At 67.4% G+C, this 18,931-nt stretch carries 18 protein-coding genes; 8 read left to right on the top strand and 10 right to left on the bottom strand.

Features of this window, described 5'->3' with window-relative positions; all coding sequences use genetic code 11:
- Window positions 1-92: 92 nt before the first annotated feature.
- Genes ACAM42_RS15605 through ACAM42_RS15590 form a run of 4 tightly spaced genes read left to right on the top strand, consistent with a single transcriptional unit; the run spans window position 93 to window position 3,932 of the window.
- Window positions 93-1,094, top strand: coding sequence for a hydroxyacid dehydrogenase (locus tag ACAM42_RS15605; RefSeq protein WP_354343396.1), 1,002 nt, complete (start codon window positions 93-95; stop codon window positions 1,092-1,094).
- Complete coding sequence (locus ACAM42_RS15600; protein ID WP_369632568.1) at window positions 1,091-1,783, top strand: RraA family protein; 693 nt, start codon at window positions 1,091-1,093, stop codon at window positions 1,781-1,783. Before ACAM42_RS15605 ends, ACAM42_RS15600 begins: the two co-directional genes overlap by 4 nt.
- Before the next feature lie 41 nt (window positions 1,784-1,824).
- Window positions 1,825-2,802: a tripartite tricarboxylate transporter substrate binding protein gene (locus ACAM42_RS15595; protein ID WP_159277209.1), complete on the top strand. Its 978-nt coding sequence runs from the start codon at window positions 1,825-1,827 to the stop codon at window positions 2,800-2,802.
- Between the two features lie 5 nt (window positions 2,803-2,807).
- Window positions 2,808-3,932, top strand: coding sequence for an NAD(P)/FAD-dependent oxidoreductase (locus ACAM42_RS15590; protein ID WP_369632567.1), 1,125 nt, complete (start codon window positions 2,808-2,810; stop codon window positions 3,930-3,932).
- Window positions 3,933-3,992: 60 nt separating this feature from the next.
- On the opposite strand, the gene ACAM42_RS15585 is transcribed toward ACAM42_RS15590, so the two are convergent.
- The 8 genes from ACAM42_RS15585 to urtA form a co-directional block, all read right to left on the bottom strand.
- A complete protein-coding gene (locus ACAM42_RS15585; protein ID WP_056582144.1) occupies window positions 3,993-4,343 on the bottom strand; it encodes a hypothetical protein in 351 nt (116 codons plus the stop codon).
- 231 nt (window positions 4,344-4,574) lie between these two features.
- Window positions 4,575-4,919, bottom strand: coding sequence for a zinc ribbon domain-containing protein (locus ACAM42_RS15580; RefSeq protein ID WP_062478321.1), 345 nt, complete (start codon window positions 4,917-4,919; stop codon window positions 4,575-4,577).
- A gap of 4 nt (window positions 4,920-4,923) precedes the next feature.
- Entirely contained in the window at window positions 4,924-6,156 is a 1,233-nt protein-coding gene (fmdA, locus tag ACAM42_RS15575; protein ID WP_369632566.1) for a formamidase, read from the bottom strand.
- 24 nt (window positions 6,157-6,180) lie between these two features.
- Window positions 6,181-6,870 (bottom strand): urea ABC transporter ATP-binding subunit UrtE, encoded by a 690-nt coding sequence (gene urtE / locus ACAM42_RS15570; RefSeq protein WP_369632772.1) that lies wholly within the window; start codon window positions 6,868-6,870, stop codon window positions 6,181-6,183.
- Window positions 6,871-6,885: 15 nt separating this feature from the next.
- The gene (urtD, locus tag ACAM42_RS15565) at window positions 6,886-7,629 is read right to left on the bottom strand and encodes an urea ABC transporter ATP-binding protein UrtD (RefSeq protein ID WP_095744996.1); all 744 of its coding nucleotides are present in this window, start codon (window positions 7,627-7,629) and stop codon (window positions 6,886-6,888) included.
- A 21-nt stretch (window positions 7,630-7,650) separates the two neighbouring features.
- A complete protein-coding gene (gene urtC / locus ACAM42_RS15560) occupies window positions 7,651-8,847 on the bottom strand; it encodes an urea ABC transporter permease subunit UrtC (RefSeq protein ID WP_369632565.1) in 1,197 nt (398 codons plus the stop codon).
- A 28-nt stretch (window positions 8,848-8,875) separates the two neighbouring features.
- A complete protein-coding gene (gene urtB / locus ACAM42_RS15555; RefSeq protein ID WP_354343384.1) occupies window positions 8,876-9,790 on the bottom strand; it encodes an urea ABC transporter permease subunit UrtB in 915 nt (304 codons plus the stop codon).
- Window positions 9,791-9,868: 78 nt separating this feature from the next.
- Window positions 9,869-11,137 carry an urea ABC transporter substrate-binding protein gene (urtA, locus tag ACAM42_RS15550; protein ID WP_369632564.1) on the bottom strand — a complete coding sequence of 423 codons (1,269 nt, stop codon included), beginning with the start codon at window positions 11,135-11,137 and terminating at the stop codon, window positions 9,869-9,871.
- Window positions 11,138-11,381: 244 nt separating this feature from the next.
- On the opposite strand from urtA, the gene ACAM42_RS15545 reads away from it, so the two are divergent.
- From ACAM42_RS15545 to ACAM42_RS15535, 3 genes are all read left to right on the top strand, one after another.
- Window positions 11,382-14,777 (top strand): ATP-binding protein, encoded by a 3,396-nt coding sequence (locus ACAM42_RS15545; protein ID WP_369632563.1) that lies wholly within the window; start codon window positions 11,382-11,384, stop codon window positions 14,775-14,777.
- Complete coding sequence (locus ACAM42_RS15540) at window positions 14,749-15,642, top strand: response regulator (RefSeq protein ID WP_369632562.1); 894 nt, start codon at window positions 14,749-14,751, stop codon at window positions 15,640-15,642. The genes ACAM42_RS15545 and ACAM42_RS15540 overlap by 29 nt, the downstream gene beginning before the upstream one ends.
- Window positions 15,643-15,733: 91 nt before the next feature.
- Window positions 15,734-16,504 carry a TIGR04325 family methyltransferase gene (locus ACAM42_RS15535; RefSeq protein WP_369632561.1) on the top strand — a complete coding sequence of 257 codons (771 nt, stop codon included), beginning with the start codon at window positions 15,734-15,736 and terminating at the stop codon, window positions 16,502-16,504.
- A 29-nt stretch (window positions 16,505-16,533) separates the two neighbouring features.
- Here the strand turns inward: ACAM42_RS15535 and ACAM42_RS15530 are convergent, their stop codons facing one another.
- On the bottom strand, window positions 16,534-17,448 hold the full coding sequence (locus tag ACAM42_RS15530; protein ID WP_369632560.1) for an amino acid ABC transporter substrate-binding protein: 915 nt from the start codon (window positions 17,446-17,448) through the stop codon (window positions 16,534-16,536).
- A gap of 10 nt (window positions 17,449-17,458) precedes the next feature.
- On the bottom strand, window positions 17,459-17,890 hold the full coding sequence (locus tag ACAM42_RS15525; protein WP_062474623.1) for a VOC family protein: 432 nt from the start codon (window positions 17,888-17,890) through the stop codon (window positions 17,459-17,461).
- A 109-nt stretch (window positions 17,891-17,999) separates the two neighbouring features.
- Between ACAM42_RS15525 and ACAM42_RS15520 the strand changes: the two genes are divergently transcribed.
- Window positions 18,000-18,920: a LysR family transcriptional regulator gene (locus ACAM42_RS15520; RefSeq protein ID WP_369632771.1), complete on the top strand. Its 921-nt coding sequence runs from the start codon at window positions 18,000-18,002 to the stop codon at window positions 18,918-18,920.
- The last annotated feature ends 11 nt before the right edge of the window (window positions 18,921-18,931 follow it).

Genomic DNA, 18,931 nt, shown 5'->3' with positions numbered 1-18,931 from the left:
GGAATCGTTGAATGAACATTATCGATTGGACGGAATGAATGGCGATTTCCACAATCCAGCTCATACCGACCCTCGAACGCCCCTCTCTCTCCATGAACCCCACTGTCCTGGTCACTGCGCCACGGCTTGCCAAGGCCGGCGTTGACCTTCTCGCCGAAGCCGGCGCCCGCGTCATCTACCTTGCGAATGCAGACAGCGTTGAAGAAGTCGAGCGCGTGATGGCGAGCGAGCCCATCGACGCCGTCATCTCGCGCACCGTGCAACTCTCGGCCCGCGCCATCGCCGCGTGTCCGACGCTGAAAGTGATTTCAAAGCATGGCGTGGGCGTGAGCAACATCGACGTCGAGGCGGCCACCGCGCGCGGCATTCCGGTCTACGTCACGCCCGGCGCCAACGCGCAGTCGGTCGCAGAGATGACGCTCGGCCTGATGCTCGCCGCCGCACGCCGCATCGGCTGGATGGACCGCGAGCTGCACGATGGCCGCTGGTCGCGCGCACAAGACGGCGTGGAGCTGCACGGCAAGACGCTGGGCCTGGTCGGCTTCGGCCAGATCGGCCAGCGCGTGGCCCGGGTCGGCCTCGCGCTCGGCATGCAGGTGGCCGCGTTCGACCCGGCCCTCGGCGAAGGCCCGAGCCCAGTGGCCGGCGTGCGCCTGCTGCCTTCGTTCGATGCGCTGCTGCCGCTGAGCGATGTGCTCAGCCTGCACGTGCCGCTCAACCGCCACACGCGCCAGATGCTCGGCGCCGCGCAGCTTGCGGCGCTGCCGCGCGGCGCGATCGTCGTCAACACGGCGCGCGGCGAGGTGATCGACGAGCCCGCGCTCATCGCGGCGCTGCAATGCGGCCAGCTGTACGCGGCCGGCCTCGACACCATGGCCGACGAACCCCTGCCCGCCGGCAGCCCGCTGGCCGCCCTGCCCAACGTGGTGCTCACGCCGCATGTCGGCGGCTCCACGCCCGCGGCGCTCGCGGGCATGGCCAGCGGCGCCGCACGCAACGTGCTGGGCTGGCTGCAAGGCTGTCCGGTCGATCCTTCGGCTTGCGTGAACCCGCAGGTCCTGTCTTCCCCCCTTCTGCACGGAATCACCGCATGACCGCCCCGCTCTCCTGGCCGCCCGGCTACCGCATCAACCCGCGCGCGTCCGGCCCAGACGCCGCCCTCGTCGACGCTTTCCGCACGCTGCCCGTGGCCGCCATCGGCGATGCGATGAGCCGCAATGTCGGCACCGTCGGGCTGCGCCAGTACCACGCGCGGCTCGACACCGTGCTGTGCGGCCCCGCCGTCACCGTGCGCGTGCGGCCCGGCGACAACTTGATGATCCACAAGGCGCTGATGATGGTCGCGCCGGGCGACGTGCTCGTTATCGACGGCGGCGGCGACGTCACGCAGGCGCTGGTCGGCGGCCTGATGCGCGCCACCTGCATCGCGCGCCAGCTGGCGGGCCTCGTCATCGACGGCGCGGTGCGCGACCTGTGCGAATGGGCCGAAGACGGCATGCCGATCTTCGCGCGAGGCCACACGCACCGCGGGCCGAGCAAGGACGGCCCCGGTGAGGTGAACGTGCCCGTCTCGTGCGCGGGCCTGGTCGTGATGCCGGGCGACCTCGTGGTGGGCGACGCCGACGGCGTCATCGCGGTGCCGGCCGCCGAAGCGGCCGACGTGCTCGAGAAGACGCTGGCCCACCTGGCGCGCGAAGCAAAGATCCGCGAGACCAACCGCACCGGCACCGCCGACCCCGAGCGCTTCGACGCCGTGCTGCGCGCCAAGGGCCTGCCGGTCTGAACGGCAGCCACGAGATCACAAGACCCCCCAAGAGACAAGACATGAACCGAAGAGACTTTCTGCAGACCACCGCCTTCGCATCCATCGCTCAAACGGCGGGCATGGCCTACGCGCAAGGCGATTGGCCGCAACGCCCCGTGAAGCTGGTGGTGCCCTTCACGCCCGGCGGCGGCACCGACGCGACCTCGCGCCTGATTGCCGAACGCCTCACCTCGCTCGAGCGCTGGACCGTCGTCGTCGACAACAAGCCCGGCGCGGCCGGCAACATCGGCCTCGACGCCGTGGCCAAGGCCACGCCCGACGGCTACACGATCGGCATGGGGCAAACGTCGAACCTCACGATCAACCCCTGGCTCTATTCGAAGATGCCCTTCGAGGCGCTGAAAGACTTTTCGCCCATCGCCGAAGTGGCCTCGCAACCCGTCGTGCTCGCCGTGCGCGCGGACTCGCCGCTGCGCACGCTGGCCGACTTCATCAAAGCCGCGAAGGCGAAGCCGGGCGAGTTCAGCATCGCGCAGGCCGGCAACGGCACCGTGGGGCACCTGGCCGGCGAAATGCTGGCGCGCCGCGCGGGCATCAAGGTCATGCAGGTGCCCTACAAGGGCGCAGGCCCGGCCATGAACGACCTGATCAGCGGGCAGATCGCGCTGTACTTCGGCAGCAGCGTGTCGGTGATGTCGCAGCTGTCGAACGGCCGCGCCCGCGCGCTGGCCGTCACCTCGGCCAAGCGCCTGCCCGCGCTGCCGAACGTGCCCACCGTGGCCGAACAGGGTTTCGCGGGCTTCGAGGCCACGACCTGGGTCGGCCTCGTCGGACCGGCAGGGCTGCCCGCCGACGTGGTCAACCGCATCAACGCTGCGGTCGTAAAGACGGTGGCACGCAAGGACGTGCAGGACAAGCTCGCGCAGGAAGGCAGCGTGCCCGCCAGCGGCACGCCGCAGCAGTTCGACGCCTACATCCGCGCCGAGCACGCCAAGTGGGGCGCGCTGATCCGCGAAGCCGACATCAAGCTGGACTGAGCCGCATGGACCGGATCGACTGCGTCGTGATCGGCGCCGGCGTGGTGGGTCTGTCCATCTCGCGATCGCTCGCCATGGCCGGGCGCGAGGTGGTGATCCTCGAGGCCGAGCACGCCATCGGCACGCATACCAGCGCGCGCAATTCGGAGGTGATCCATGCGGGCATCTCGTATGCGCCCGGCTCGCTCAAGGGCCGGCTGTGCGTGGCGGGCAAGGCCGCGCTGTACGCCTACTGCGCCGAACGCGGCATCGGCCACCAGCGCATCGGCAAGCTGATCGTGGCGGTGCAGGACTCGGAGCTGCCCGAGCTCGACAAATACGTCGCGCTCGGCGCGGCCCACGGCGTGACCGACCTGCGCATCCTCGACGCCGCCGAGGCACGCGACATGGAGCCCGAGGTGGCCTGCGTCAGCGCCCTGCACTCGCCCTCGACGGGCATCGTCGACAGCCACGCGCTGATGCTGTCGTACCTGGGCGACGCGGAACGTGCGGGTGCCTCGCTTGCTTTGCAGAGCCGTGTGCTGGCCGCGCGGCCCACGCCAGACGGCCTGGTGGTCGAGGTGGGCGGCGCGGAAGCAACGAGCGTGCTGTGCAACACGGTGGTGAACGCGGCGGGGTTGGGTGCGCAGCAGGTGGCATCGCGGATCGACGGCATGCCGGCCGGCCTGGTGCCACCGCTGTACTACGCGATCGGCCACTACTTCTCGCTGGCGCGCAAATCGCCCTTCCGCCATCTCGTGTACCCGACCGGGCGTGAAGGCGCCTTGCGCGCCCACGTGACGCTCGACCTCGGTGGGCAATGCAAGTTCGGGCCGGACCTGAGCTGGCGCGACGGCATCGACTACAGCTTCGACGCCTCGCGCGAAGCGGCCTTCTACCAGTCGGTGCGCCGCTATTACCCCGCCTTGGAGGACGGTGAGTTGCAGCCGGGCTATACCGGCATCCGCCCGCGATTGGCGGGCCCGGGTTCGTCGATGCACAACACGGCGACGGATTTCGTGATCCAGACGCCGCAGGCACACGGCATCGCGGGGCTGGTCAACCTGTTCGGCATCGAATCGCCGGGGCTGACGGCATCGCTCGCGCTGGGCGAGCACGTCGCGGACCTCGTGGCAAAGATGCGGGCATGAAAAACGGGCCCGAGGGCCCGTTCTTCTTTGTCAGCCCCCGAAGGAGCTGCAGTCAACCAATTACAGGCCAGCCTGGCGCGTGAACGACACGCTGGGCTTCTTGTACGCAGCCGGCACTTCGTCGCGGTAGAACGCGCGGCGGTCGAGGCTGGCGAGCGGGTCGTGGGCCTTGGCGACGGCTTCAGCGCGGATCGTCGAGCGGTCGGCGGTCGAGGTGAAGGTCTGTGCGCCGGCGGTGGCGCCGTCGCTGTACTCGTTGCCGGCACGGGCGGCGGCCACGGCTTGCGACGCGACTTCCGAACGCGAGAGGGTCGAGTTCACGGTGTGCACGCCGTCATAGGTTTCGGCGTGGGCACCGGCAACAGCCAGGAGCGAGAGGGCAACGGCGGCGAGGGTCTTCGAGGCATTCATTTCAATCTCCTTCAGGTGGTGTGTCGATGGGATGAAGTTTGAACCTGAAGCGCCCCAAAAAATGGCAGCAAAAGGAATCGCGGCGTTCACGGGATTGAAACAATCGCGCGCCGCTCGCGCATGCGATGCGGCGGCCGGAACCCTCTCCTCCAGAGGGAACGCACGAGAAAGTTCTCGCTGCTGGCATTCCTTGCATGCGCCATGCGCATGCAAGGAATGCACGCCGAACCCTCAGTGCGAGATCATCCAGGGCCGCCGCGACGGGGCCGATTTCGCACCGTTCGGCGCGGTCTGCGTGGCACTGCGCCGCGACGATCCCGAGCAGCAACCGCAGCCCGAGGGATGCCGCAGCCGCGCATAGTCGCGTGAGCTCGAAGGCTCATGCCGCGCGCGTTCGTTGGTGGCCATCGCGTGGCGCGTGTCGGCGGCCATCAGCGCCAGGCGCGGCGCGGCGGTGAACACGCGCGGCGAAGCCGTGCCGCAGTCGGGGCATGCAGCAGGCTCGTCGCGCTGGCCCGAAGGCCGCAGCGATTCGAAGCCACCGCACTGCCCGCAGGCGTAGTCGTAGGTCGGCATGGTGTCAACGCAGGTCGTGCGACAGCGGCATGTCGATGCTGCCGTCGATGAACTTCACCGGGCCCGAGGCGTTCGGGTTGATGTCGAAATCGAAGATGCCCGTGGGCAGCCACAGCGTGGCGCACGAGTTGGGCACGTCGACCACGCCGCTGATGTGGCCCTGCACGGGCGCGGTGCCCAGAATCGAATAGGCCTGCGCGCCCGAGTAGCCGAACTTCTTCAGGTACTCGATGGCATTGAGGCAGGCCTGGCGGTAGGCCACGTTCACGTCGAGGTAGTGCTGCTTGCCGCTCTCGTCGACCGAGATGCCTTCAAAGATCAGGTAGTCGTTGTACTGCGGCGTGATGGGGCTGGGCTTGAAGATCGGGTTCTTGATGCCGTACTTGGCCATGCCGCCCTTGATAAGCGTGACCTTCATGTGCACCCAGCCGGCCATCTCGATGGCGCCGCAGAAGGTGATCTCGCCGTCGCCCTGACTGAAGTGCAGGTCGCCCACGCTCAGGCCCGCACCGTCGACGTACACGGGGAAGAACACCTTCGAGCCGCGCGACAGGTCCTTGATGTCGCAGTTGCCGCCGTGCTCGCGCGGCGGCACGGTGCGCGCGCCCTCGGCGGCGGCCTTCGCCCTCGCCTCGCCCGTCATCTTGCCCATGTGAGCAGTGCCGGCGAACGGCGGATTCGCAAGGCCCGGCACGCGGTCCGGGTCGGTGGCGATGAGTGCCTTCTCGCGCTCGTTCCACATGTCGAGCATCGGCTTGTCGGGCAGGCAGCCGATGAGGCCCGGATGGATCAGCCCCGCGAAGTTCACGCCCGGGATGTGGCGCGAGCTGGTGAACATGCCCTTGAAGTCCCAGATCGATTTCTGCGCTTCGGGAAAGTGGTCGGTGAGGAAGCCGCCGCCGTTCTTCTTCGAGAAGAAGCCGTTGAAGCCCCAGAGGCTGTCCTGCTTGGCGCCGATGTCGAGCAGATCGACCACCAGCAGGTCGCCGGGCTGGGCGCCCTTCACGCCCACCGGGCCCGAGAGGTAGTGCACGGTGCTCAGGTCGATGTCGCGCACGTCGTCGGCGCTGTCGTTGTTCTTGATGAAGCCGCCGGTCCAGTCGAAGGTCTCCAGGATGAAGTCGTCGCCCGGGTTGACCCAGCAGGCCATCGGAATGTCCGGGTGCCAGCGGTTGTGGATGTTTTCGTTCTCCGTGGGCGGCTTGGTCAGGTCGACCTTGATCAGCGTGTCCGTCATGTGCAGTGGCTCCTGGGGTTGTGGTTAGACAGAGAGATAGGCTTTGATGTGGTCCACATCGGTCTTGTCGCGCGCGGTCTCGTGCACGAGCCGGCCGCCTTCGATGACGAACAGCCGGTCGGCCACGTCCATCGCGAAACTCAGCACCTGCTCGGACACGACGATGGTGATGCCGCGCAGCTTGCGGATCTCGTTGAGTGCCTTGGCGATGTCCTTGATGATCGAAGGCTGGATGCCCTCGGTGGGCTCGTCGAGCAGCAGCACCTTGGGGTCGGTGACGAGGGCGCGCGCAATGGCGAGCTGCTGCTGCTGGCCGCCGGAGAGGTTGCCGCCCTTGCGGCTCTTCATGTCCCACAGCACGGGGAAGAGCGCGTAGATCTCCTCGGGGATGCGGCGGGTCTTCGAGTTCTCCAGGCCGGTCTGGATGTTCTCTTCCACGGTCAGCGTCGGGAAGATCATGCGGCCCTGCGGCACGTAGGCGATGCCCTTGGCCACGCGGCGAAAGCTCTCGTCGCGCGACACGTCCTGCCCCGCCACTTCGATGCGTCCGCTCTTGATCGGCAGCACGCCCATGAGGCTCTTGAACAGCGTGGTCTTGCCCATGCCGTTGCGGCCCATGATGGCGATGGTTTCGTTGGCATTGCCCACGAACGAGATGCCGTGCAGCGCCTCGCTCTGGCCGTAGGCGGTGTGCAGGTCGTCGACCTTCAGCATGATGGTGCTCATGGTTCAGTGGCCCAGATAAACGTCGATGACCTTCGGGTCGGCTTGCACCTTCTCCATCGGCCCTTCGGCCAGGATCTTTCCCTGGTGCATCACGGTGACCTTGTGCGCGATCTGCTTCACGAAGGCCATGTCGTGCTCGATGACGATCACCGCGCGGTTGCGGCAGATGCGCTGGAGCAGGTCGGCCGTGAGCTCGCGTTCGCGCGCGCTCATGCCGGCAATGGGTTCGTCGAGCATCAGCAGCTCGGGCTCCTGCATCAGCAGCATGCCGATCTCCAGCCACTGCTTCTGGCCGTGGCTCAGGAGGCCTGCTTCGGTGCCGAGCTTGTCGGCCAGGCCGATCTCCGTGGCAATCGCCTGCACCTTGCCCTTGACCTCGTCGTCGCACTGGAACGCCAGCGCGCCGAACACCGAGCGCCCTTTCGGAAACGACACCTCCAGGTTCTGGAACACGCTGAGGTTCTCGTAGATCGACGGCGTCTGGAACTTGCGGCCGATGCCCAGCCGCACGCGCTTGTGCTCGGCCATCTTGGTGAGCTCGGTGTTCTTGAACTTGATGCTGCCGGCGCTGGCGCGTGTCTTGCCGCAGATCAGGTCGAGCAGCGTGGTCTTGCCGGCGCCGTTCGGGCCGATGATCACGCGCAGCTCGTTCCTGTCGATGTACAGCGTCAGGTCGTCGATGGCCTTGAAGCCGTCGAAGGAGACGCTGAGGTCTTCCACGGCGAGTGCGAAGTCGGTGTTGCTCATGGGGTGGGGCTCCGGTGTCGGTCAGGCGCGCTGGCGGCCGATGCCTTCGGGCAGCACGGGCTCGGCCTGCGGCGCGGCGACGGGTGAAGGGGCCGACACGGCGGCGGGCGGCGGCTTCGTCGCGGCGTCGCGCAGGGCCTGGCGGCGCGAGGCCCACCACGGCTTGATCGTGTCTTCCCACAGGCCCGCCAGGCCCATCGGGAAGGCCATGGTCACGCCGATGAAGAGCGCGGCCATCAGGAACAGCCACAAGTCGGGAAAGCTCTCGGAGAACAGTGTCTTGCCCGCATTCACCAGCAGCGCGCCGTACACCGCGCCCACGAGGCTCATGCGGCCACCGACGGCGCAGAAGATCACCATCTCGATCGAGGGCACGATGCCCACGAAGCTCGGCGACATGAAGCCCACCTGCAGCGCGAACATCGCACCGCCGATGCCCGAGAGCCCGGCGGCCAGGCAGAAGGTGAAGACCTTGAAGTTCGACACGTCGTAGCCAGAGAAGCGCACGCGGTCTTCCTTGTCGCGCATGGCCAGCAGCAGCGTGCCCAGCTTGCTGGTCTGCACCCAGCGGCACAGCACGATGCTCGCCACGAGCAGGCCCACGCAGACGTAGTACAGGATGTACTTGGCGCTGTCGGTGCGGGTGTCCCAGCCCAGCAGCGTCTTCAGGTCGGTCATGCCGTTCACGCCGCCCGTGTAGCCCTGCTGGCCGATGATGAGCACGGTGCAGATCAGCGCCACCGCCTGCGTGATGATCGCGAAGTACACGCCGCCCACGCGGCGCTTGAACATCGCGAAGCTGATGAGCCAGGCCAGCGCCATCGGCGCCAGCACCACCAGCGCCAGGCTCAGCGGCAGGCTCTTGAAGGGCAGCCACAGCGCGGGCAGCTCGGTGATCTGGTTCCAGTCCATGAAGTCCGGGATGCCAGGCGTCGACTGGATCTTGGTCGTGACGGGGTCGGAGGCTTCGAGTTTGAGGAACATCGCCATCGCGTAGCCGCCGATGCCGAAGAACACGCCCTGCCCCAGGCTCAGCACGCCGCCGTAGCCCCACACCATGACGAGGCCCACGGCCACGAAGGCGTAGCTGAGGTACTTGCCCACGAGGTTGAGGCGGAAGATGTCGAGCGACAGCGGCAGCACCACCGCGAGCAGCAGCACCAGCAGCAGGAGGCTGCCGAGCTGGTAGCGCCGGATCGAGGCCTTGAGGAAATTCATCGAGAGGTTCTCCGGGAAGGATTCGGGTTCAGCGACGGACCTTGACTGCGAAAAGTCCCTGCGGTCGCATCATGAGAATCAGCACGATCAAAGACAGCGTCAGCACCTTGGCCATCGAGCCGGTCATGAAGAACTCCGAGATCGACTGCGTCTGCGCAATGCCGAAGGCCGAGACCACCGTGCCCAGCAGGCTGGCCGCGCCGCCGAAGGTGACGACCAGGAAGGCGTCGACGATGTACAGCGAACCCGAGGTCGGCCCGGTCGAGCCGATGGTGGTGAAGGCCGCGCCCGCCACGCCGGCGATGCCGCAGCCGATGGCAAAGGTGAGGCGGTCGGTCTTCTTCGTGTCGATGCCGGTGGCGTTCGCCATCGTGCGGTTGGCCACGGTGGCGCGCACCCGCAGGCCCCAGCGGCTCTTGTGCAAGGCGATGAGCACGCCGCCCGTGACCAGCGCGGTGAGCGCGAGCACGAAGAGGCCGTTGATCGGAATGTCCAGGCCTTCATGCGGCGTCCACGAGCCCATGAGCCACTCGGGCAGCGTGGGGCTCACTTCCTTCGGGCCGATGAAGGTGCGAAAGATCTGCTGCAGGCCCAGGCTCACGCCCCAGGTGGCGAGCAGCGTGTCGAGTGGCCGCTTGTACAGGTGGCGGATCAGCGCCCACTCCACGAGCCAGCCGGCGATGAAGGCGAACACGAAGGCCAGCCCGATCGCGATCGGAAAGTAGTACGGCATGAGCGAGGGCGCCATGCGTTCGGTCACCTGCGCGGCCAGGAAGATCGAGTAGGCGCCGATGGTCATGAACTCGCCATGCGCCATGTTGATCACGCCCATCTGCCCGAAGATGATCGCGAGCCCGAGGCCCATGAGCAACAGCACCGCGAAGAGGCTCAGCCCCGCGAAGCCCTGCATCAGGCCGATGTTCATCATGTCCGACAGCGTCATGGCGGAAGTTCCGGAGTGTGGGTATTGGCGCCCTCTCCCGCACGCGGGAGAGGGTTGGGGTGAAGGCCGGCGGCCGGCTTACTGGTAGCCCTTCGGGAACGGATCGGGCTTGATCAGTTCGCCCGATTCGGCAACGACCTTGAAGCTGCCATCCAGCTGCCCCTGCCCGATGCGCGCCTTGCTCCACAGATGGTGGTTGGCGTCCAGCTTCACGTAGCCCTCCGGCGCGGTCTTCAGCTCGATGCCCGGCGATGCCGCCACCACCTTGTCGATGTCGAAGCTGCCCGCCTTCTCCACCGCGGCCTTCCACAGCCACGGGCCCAGGTAGCCCGCCTGCGTCACGTCGCCGATCACCGCGTCCTTGCCGTACTTGGCCTTGAAGGCGGCCACGAACTTCTTGTTGTTCTCGTTGTCCAGCGTCTGGAAGTACTTCATCGACGAGTAGAAGCCCGCGAAGTTCTCGCCGCCCACGCCGGTCATTTCGTCCTCGGTCACGGCCAGCGTCAGCAGGAACTGCTTGTCGCCGGTGATGCCCGCGGCCTTGAGCTGCTTGTAGAACGCCACGTTCGAGCCGCCCACCACCGCCGCGAAGATGCAGTCGGGCTTGGCCACCTTGATCTTGTTGATCAGCGAGTTGAAGTTGGTGTGGCCCAGCGGGTAGTACTCCTCGCCCTTGACCGAACCCTTCTGGAAGTTCTCGATGTGCTTGCGCGCGATCTTCATCGAGGTGCGCGGCCAGATGTAGTCGGAGCCGACGAGGAAGAAGGTCTTGGCCTGCTTCTCCTTCGCGCCCCAGTCGAGGCCCCAGATGATCTGCTGCGTGGCCTCCTGCCCCGTGTAGATCACGTTCTTGCTCTGCTCCAGGCCTTCGTAGAAGGTCGGGTAGTACAGCAGGCCGTTCTCTTTTTCGAACACCGGCAGCACGGCCTTGCGCGAGGCGCTGGTCCAGCAGCCGAACACGGCCGCGACCTTGTCGTTGACCAGCAGCTTCTTCGACTTCTCGGCGAAGGTGGGCCAGTCGGAGGCGCCGTCTTCCTTGATGACCTTGATCTTGCGGCCGAGGATGCCGCCCATCGCGTTGATCTGGTCGATGGCCAGCTGCTCGGCCTGGATCGAGCCGGTCTCCGAGATGGCCATGGTGCCGGTGGACGAATGCAGCTGGCCCACCGTGACCTCGGTGTCGGTCACCGCGAGCTTGGTGGTGTTGACCTTGGCCGTGGGGAACTGACCCTGGCCGAAGCTCAGGCCGCTCAGCCCCATCACGGGCAGCGCGGCGGCGCCCTGCAGCAGGCGGCGACGGCGCAGTGCCATGGCATCGAGGGAAGAAGGATCGGAATCACGCGACATCAGGAACTCCAGGCAGGTTGAAAGAAGAGTGAGCCGCGCACCATCGCAGTGCATCGGACGGTGCTGCGAGCACCATGGCTGGTACTTTAGAAATCACTTGCCTCTGCGCGAATACGTCATTCAACGTAGCGATGCGCCCCTGCCCGGGCCGCAGACTCGCGAGCAGACAAGGCACGAGACAGCAGGGAGCGCTTCTTGCTGTACCTGCCGCATGCCACCGTTGCCGCCGCCGCGAGAACCCGCCATGACATCCGTCTCCGGACAGAAGATCTTTCGCATCCGCCGCGACTACAACGCCTGGGTCGCGAACGAAACGCTGGAGGACTACGCGCTGCGCTACACGCCGCGCAGCTTCCGCAAATGGTCGGAATTCCGCGTGGCCAACGCGGCCTTCGGCGCCACCTCGTTCCTGGCGCTGGAGGCCATCGGCGGCGCGATCGCGCTGAGCTACGGTTTCTCGAATGCGCTGTGGGCGATCCTGGTGGTGGGGCTCATCACTTTCCTCACGGGCCTGCCCATTTCGTACTATGCGGCGCGGCACGGCGTGGACATGGACCTGCTCACGCGCGGCGCCGGCTTCGGCTACCTGGGCTCCACGCTCACCTCGCTGATCTACGCAAGCTTCACCTTCATCTTCTTCGCGCTGGAGGCGGCCATCCTCGCGCTCGCGCTGCAGATGTACCTCGATTGGCCGCTGTGGCTGCTGTACCTGGTGTCGTCCATCGTGATCATTCCGTTGGTGGCGCGCGGCATCACGCTGATCTCGGGGCTACAGCTGTGGACGCAGCCGATCTGGATCGTGCTGTTCGTCTGCCCCTTCATCGCGGTGATGGTGAAGAAGCCCGAGCTGTATGCCGACTTCACCGGCCTCGTGGGCCGCACCTCGGACAGCAGCGGTTTCGATCCGCTGATGTTCGGCGCTGCCGCCACCGTGGCTTTCTCGCTCGTGGTGCAGATCGGCGAGCAGGTCGACTACCTGCGCTTCCTGCCCGAGAAGACCGCCGCCAACCGCGGGCGCTGGTGGACGGCGGTGCTGGTCGCCGGCCCGGGCTGGATCGTGCCGGGCATGCTGAAGATGATGGGCGGCGCGTTCCTCGCCTTCCTGGCGCTGCAGCACGAGATACCAGCCAACCACGCGATCGAGCCCACGCAGATGTACCTCACGGGCTTCTCGTACGTGCTGCGCGACCCGGCCTGGGTGCTGGGCATCACGGTGCTGTTCGTCGTCGTGTCCCAGATGAAGATCAACCTGACCAATGCCTATGCGGGATCGCTCGCGTGGTCGAACTTCTTCGCGCGGCTCACGCACAGCCACCCGGGGCGCGTGGTGTGGCTGGTGTTCAACGTGGCCATCGCCATCCTGCTGATGGCGCTGGGCGTGTTCGCCGCGCTGGAGCACGTGCTGGGCTTCTACAGCAACATCGCCATTGCTTGGGTCGGCGCGCTGGTGGCCGACCTGGTCATCAACAAACCGCTGGGCTGGAGCCCGAAGACCATCGAGTTCAAGCGCGCGCACCTGTACGACATCAACCCCGTGGGCCTGGTCGCGATGCTGGTGGCGGCGGCGCTGGCGATGCTGGCCTATTCCGGCGCACTCGGCCAGTGGGCGCGGGCCTTCTCGCCCTTCATCGCGCTGGCCACGGCCATGGCCGTGTCGCCGCTGCTGGCGTGGCGGACGCGCGGGCGCTACTACCTGGCGCGCACCGACATCGACCGCTGGACGCCCGGCCAGAGCGTGAAGTGCTCGGTGTGCGACAACAGCTTCGAGTCGGAAGACATGGCGCACTGCCCGGCCTACAGCGCACCGATCTGCTCGCTGTGCTGCACGCTCGAGTCGCGCTGCCACGACCGCTGCAAGACCGACTCGCGCGCCGCCGAGCAGATGAGCGGCTGGCTGCAGGCGCTGCTGCCGCCCGCGCTGTCGGCGCGGCTCAACTTTCGCGTCGCGCATTACCTGCTGGTCGCCACCTCGCTCATCGCGCTGCTCGCCACCGTGGTCGGCGTGGTCTACGCGCAGGAGGCCATCGCGGGCACCATCGATTCAGCGATGGCGACGGCCTTTTTGAAAGTGTTCGCGCTGCTCTCGGTGATCGCCGCCGTGGCCGCGTGGTGGGTGGTGCTGGGCAGCGAGAGCCGGCAGATGGCGCAGGAAGAGTCGAACCGCCACAACAACCTGCTTGCGCTCGAGATCGAAGCGCACCGCCGCACCGACGCCGCGCTGCAGACCGCCAAGGAAGCCGCCGAAGCCGCCAACCAGGCCAAGACGCGCTACGTGGCGGGCATGACGCACGAGCTGCGCACGCCGCTCAACAGCATCCTGGGCTACTCGCAGATCCTGCTCAAGGGCGGCGACGCGGCCCTGCCGCCGCGCGAGGCGGTGCAGACCATCCACCGCAGCGGCGAGCACATGCTGGGCCTCATCGACGGGCTGCTCGACCTGGCGCGCATCGAGGCCGGCCGGCTGCAGCTGGAGCCCTCGCCGCTGGCGCTGCCGGCCTTTCTCGACCAGGTGGTGCAGATGGTGCGGCCGCAGGCCGAGGCCAAGGGCCTGGCGTTCGTCTACACCCACGCGGGGCAGTTGCCGGCCTGGGTGCATGCCGACGTGAAGTGGCTGCGCCAGATCCTCATCAACCTGCTGACGAACGCCGTGCGCTTCACCGACAGCGGCACCGTCACGCTGCATGTGGACGCGCGGCGCGAGGTGCTGCGCTTCGACGTGGTCGACACCGGCATCGGTGTGGCGCCGCAGGACCGCCAGCGCATCTTCCTGCCCTTCGAGCGCGGCGCCGCGGGCCGTCGGCGCGGCGAGCCGGGCACGGGGCTGGGTTTGACCATCACGGGGCTGCTCACCTCGCTCATGGGCGGCGAACTCAAGCTGGCGTCGACCTCGTCGGCGGGCAGCACCTTCAGCGTGCGCGTGTACCTGCGCGAGGTGGCTGACCCCGGCCCGCAGGCGGGCTCACGCGAACCGGTGTCGGGCTACCTGGGCGAGCGCCGCACGCTGCTGGTGGTGGACGACCAGCCGGTGCAGCGCCAGATGCTCGCCGGCATGCTCGCACCGCTGGGCTTCACGGTGCGCGAGGCGGCCAGCGGCACCGAATGCCTGGACAGCCTGCGCGAAGAGCTGCCCTCGGCCATCCTGCTGGACCTGACGATGGACGACCTGGACGGCTGGCAGACCGCGCGCTCGGTGCGGGCCTCGGGCTTTGCCGAACTGCCGATCATCATCGTCTCGGCCAACATGTTCGAGAACCAGGCCGACCGGCTGCGCGCCGCGGGCTGCCAGGCCTTCGTGGGCAAGCCGGTGATCGAGTCGGAACTCATCGCCACGCTGGAGCGGCACCTGGGCCTCGAATGGCTGGCGACCGGCGATGCGATGCCTCCGTCCGCCGACCCTGACCTGGCGCCGCCGCGCCCGCCCCTGCTCGCGCTCGGCGAAGACGACCGCGCCGACCTCATGCGCCTGGTGCAGATGGGCCACGTGCGCGGGCTGCACACCGCGCTCGACCGGCTGACCGCCGCCTCGCCCGCCGCGGCGGCCACCTGCACCTGGCTGCGCGGCATGGTCGCGCGCTTCGAACTCGACAACCTCCGCAACGCACTGGCAGAAGATGCAGACACTCCCCTCGCCCGGTCATGAATCCGAACGCCCCGTCGTGCTGGTGGTGGACGACGCCCCCAGCAGCCTGGGCATGCTGTGCGACACGCTCGAGGCCAGCGGCTACACCGTGCTGGTGGCCGCCGACGGCGAGGCCGCGCTGCAGCGGCTCGATCTGGTGGTGCCCGACGCGATATTGCTCGACGGCCTCATGCCCGGCCTCTCGGGCTTCGAGACCTGCCGGCGCATCAAGGCCAACGCGGCGCTGGCGCACATTCCGGTGCTGTTCATGACCGGCCTGTCGGAAACCGCGCACGTGGTCGAGGGCTTCGAGTGCGGCGGCGTCGACTACGTGGTGAAGCCGATCCGCGCGCAGGAGGTGCTGGCGCGCCTGCACACCCACACGCGCAACGCCCGCATCACCCGCATGGCGCGCGACGCGGTCGACGTGGCGGGCATGGGCGTGGTGTTCGTCGACACGCGCGGGCGCATCGCCTGGCGCTCGCCGCAGGCCGCGCTGTGGCTGCATGCGCTCGAAGACCCGGTGGCGCCGGGACGCCTGCCCGCCTCGGTGGAGCCCGCGCTGGCGCCGGGTGCGTCGATCGCCATCGGCACCGCCACGGCCATGCGCCTGTCGGTGCGCAACCTGGGCGCGGCGGCGCTCGGCGAGACCATGCTGCTGTTCGCCATCCAGCGCGAAGGCCCGGCCGCGCGCCTGGCCGACGCGGCCCTCACGCCGCGCGAGACCGAGGTGCTGTCCTGGCTCGCCAAGGGCAAGACCAACCGCGACATCGGAGAGATCCTCGGCACCAGCCCACGCACCGTGAACAAGCACCTGGAACACATCTTCGAGAAGCTGGGCGTGGAGACCCGCGCGGCGGCGGCGGCACTGGCGAGCGGCATGTAAACCCCCACGGGGTAACCGCCCCTGCGGCGCTGGGCTATCGCCCCCAAAGGCGCCGGTTGCGCTCAGAATGCGAAAGCCACAGGAGAGAGACATGCTTTCAAGCCTGCTGACCTTCCCGCCCCGCGAAAGCGCCTACCGGCGCAAGTTCCTGAACAACACGGACGAGAACCTCTTCATGGGGTCGTTCGAGAGCTTCGAGGCGGCCGAGGCCGGCGCGCCGCCCTCCAAGGCCGTCGGCTACGCCAACGCCGACGCGGGCGAGCTCTACAGCCCGCAGATCTATTTCTACGACTATCCCGGCCTCTTCTGGCTGGGGCGCTCCATCGATGCGGGCCTGACGCGCGTGTTCGACCTGGGCGGGCACGTCGGCATCAAGTACTACGCCTTCCGGCGCGTGCTGAGCTACCCCGAGACCCTGCGCTGGACGGTGTGCGACGTGCCCGGCGTGGTCGAGAGCGGCCGCGCGATGGCCGTCAAGCGCGAGGCGACCGCGCAGCTCGGCTTCACCACCGACTACCGCGACGCGAGCGGCTGCGACGTGCTGTACGTGTCGGGCAGCCTGCAGTACCTGCCGGTGCGCATGGACGCGATTCTTTCCGCGCTCGCCGTGAAGCCCCGGCGCATCGTCATGAACACCACGGCCGTGCACCCCGAGCGCACGATCTACACGCTCAACAGCATCGGCGTGGCCGTGTGCGCCTACCGCATCCAGCACCACGACGAGCTGCTGGCCGACCTGGCACGCTCCGGCTACCGCAAGCGCGACGTGTGGCGCAACGAGGGCAAGCCGATCGAGGTGCCCTTCGTCGATGGCGGGGACAAGCCGTACTACGCGGGCTGCTGCTTCGACCTGATCGTCTGATTCGACCTCGTCGCCTTGCGGGTGCCGCCCTATCGCACCTCGTAGTCTTCCATCGGCTTGTCGCTGGGGTTGGCCCAGGCGGCCCTGGTCAGGGCACTGGCCGGCAGCCCCACCTTCACGCCGTGCGGCGCAATGGGCTGCATGAACCACTTGTCGTAGAGCCGCGCGGCGTCCCCGCTCCTTGCCAACGCCAGGACGCTTTGATCGACCAGCTTCTTGAACGCGGCATCGCCCTTGGGAATCATGATCGCGATCGGCTCGACGCTGAGCACCTGGTCGAGCAGCCGGTACTGCGCGGGCTCCTTGCTCCTGGAAATCAAGGCGGCAAGGATCTGCCCGTCGGCGACGAAGCCCTCCGCGCGGCCCGATTCGAGCAGCAGGAACCCTTCGCTGTTGTCCTTGGCGTACACCTCCGCAATCTCCGGGGCGTTGTCGCGCTTGAGTTTTCTCAGCAGCTGGACGGAGGTGCTCCCCGTCGTGACCGCCACCGCCTTGCCGGCGAGCTGGGCCGCCGAAGCAACGCCGGATGTCGCCTTGACCGCGATGCGAACCCCCTCGACATAGAGCGTCGGGGCGAACGCGACGTCCTTCTGGCGCGCCGCATTGTTGGTCGTGGTACCGCACTCGATGTCGACCGTTCCGTTCTGCACGAGGGGCATGCGGTTCTGCGGCGTGACGAGCTGGTACTTTACGTGGATCTTGCCGATCTGCAACGCCTTCCCGATGTCGGCAATGACACGTTCGCAGACCTCGACGTGAAAGCCCGTGTAGCTGCCGGGCCCCAGGGTGAAGGACATGGCGCCCGAGGCGTCGCGCACGCCCATGGTGATGGCGCCGGACTCCCTGATCTTCTTCAGCACGTCGGTTTGGGCGGATGCACGCCCGGCACACAGCAGGAGCGCCGCGGCCGTTGCGGCCGCCAGAAGGCAGTGGGTTGTTTTCACGTCGGCGCTTTCAGACGGCGAACAGCGAATCCAGGTCCGCAAAGGACTTCAGCTCGATGGCGTTGCCCGACGGGTCGAGAAAGAACATCGTCGCCTGCTCGCCGGGCTCACCCTTGAACCGGATGTAGGGCTCGATCACGAATTTCGTCTGGCGCGCGATGAGCTTGTCGGCCATTGCCTGCCACAGGTCCATCGGCAGCACGGCGCCGAAGTGACGCACGGGCACGTCATGGCCGTCCACGGCGCTGTGCGTCTTGTGGCCGCATTCGTCGGGCGCCAGGTGCGCCACGATCTGGTGGCCGTGGAAGTTGAAGTCGACCCACTCGGTCGAACTGCGGCCTTCGGGACATTCGAGCAACTCGCCGTAGAAGGCGCGCGCCTCGGCGATGTCGCGCACGGGAAAGGCCAGGTGGAACGGGATGCGTGCAGTGGGGGTGCTCATGGGATTCATCGATCAAGGAGTTCAGGGTGAGCAAACTCTAAGCAGCGAGCCACATAACCGAAAACGATATATTTCATCGCTGAGCACCACCCATTTCGATGAATCCCGAATGATCACCGAGCTTCGAACCTTCATCGCCGTGTGTCGCCACGGCACATTCGCCGCGGCGGGAGAGCGCATCGGCCTCACGCAATCGGCCGTCAGCAGCCAGATCAAGCGGCTCGAGGAATCCCTGGGGTTCCCGCTTTTCGACCGCACAGGCCGCTCCGCCACCTTGAATGCGGCGGGCGAGACCACGCTGGGGCGGGCGGAAGAAATCTGCGGCCTCTACGCCAAGCTCGGCGAGTTGCCCGACGACGCCGCGAACGCCGGGCTGCTGCGCATCGGCGCCATTGCGTCCGCGCAGCCAACACTGGTGGCGCGGGCGCTCGAGAAACTGCGCGCCGGCTTCCCCCTGCTGCGCGTGCACATCTCGCCCGGCGTGTCGATGCGGCTGATGGACGACCTGGACGCCGGCAGCATCGATGCGGCCGTGATCATCCGGCCGCCTTTCGGCATTCTTCCCGAGCTGACGTGGCAGACCCTGGTGCGCGAGCCCTATGTGCTCATTGCCCCCGCGAGCGTGCCGGGCAGGAGCTGGCGCACCCTGCTGCAGGAACAGCCGTTCCTGCGCTACGACCGCGCATCGTTCGGCGGGCGCATGGTCGAAAGATTCCTCCAGCGCGAAGGCCTCGTGGTCAGCGACGCCATCGAGGTCGACGAAATCTCCGGGCTCATCCACCTGGCCTCCAAGGGCCTGGGCGTTGCGCTCGTGCCGTGGGTCGAGGCCCACCTGCCGCTGCCGCCGGGCGTGCGCATGCTGTCCCTCGGCGAGGCCACGTTCCATCGCGAGATCGGCCTCCTGCAGCGCAAGCCACGCGCCAGCCCGCCCCTCGTCGCGCAGTTTGCGCAGTGTCTGCGGGACGCGGCCGAACCCGCAAAGGCGGGGCGAAAGAAAGCCTTGACGACGTCCAAAAAGATATTAGAGTGATATCACTTTCA

Source organism: Variovorax sp. V35, assembly GCF_041154465.1.
GTDB lineage: Bacteria > Pseudomonadota > Gammaproteobacteria > Burkholderiales > Burkholderiaceae_C > Variovorax > Variovorax boronicumulans.
The sequence above is the reverse complement of the archived record's forward strand: the minus strand, read 5'-3'. Positions and strand labels throughout refer to the sequence as shown.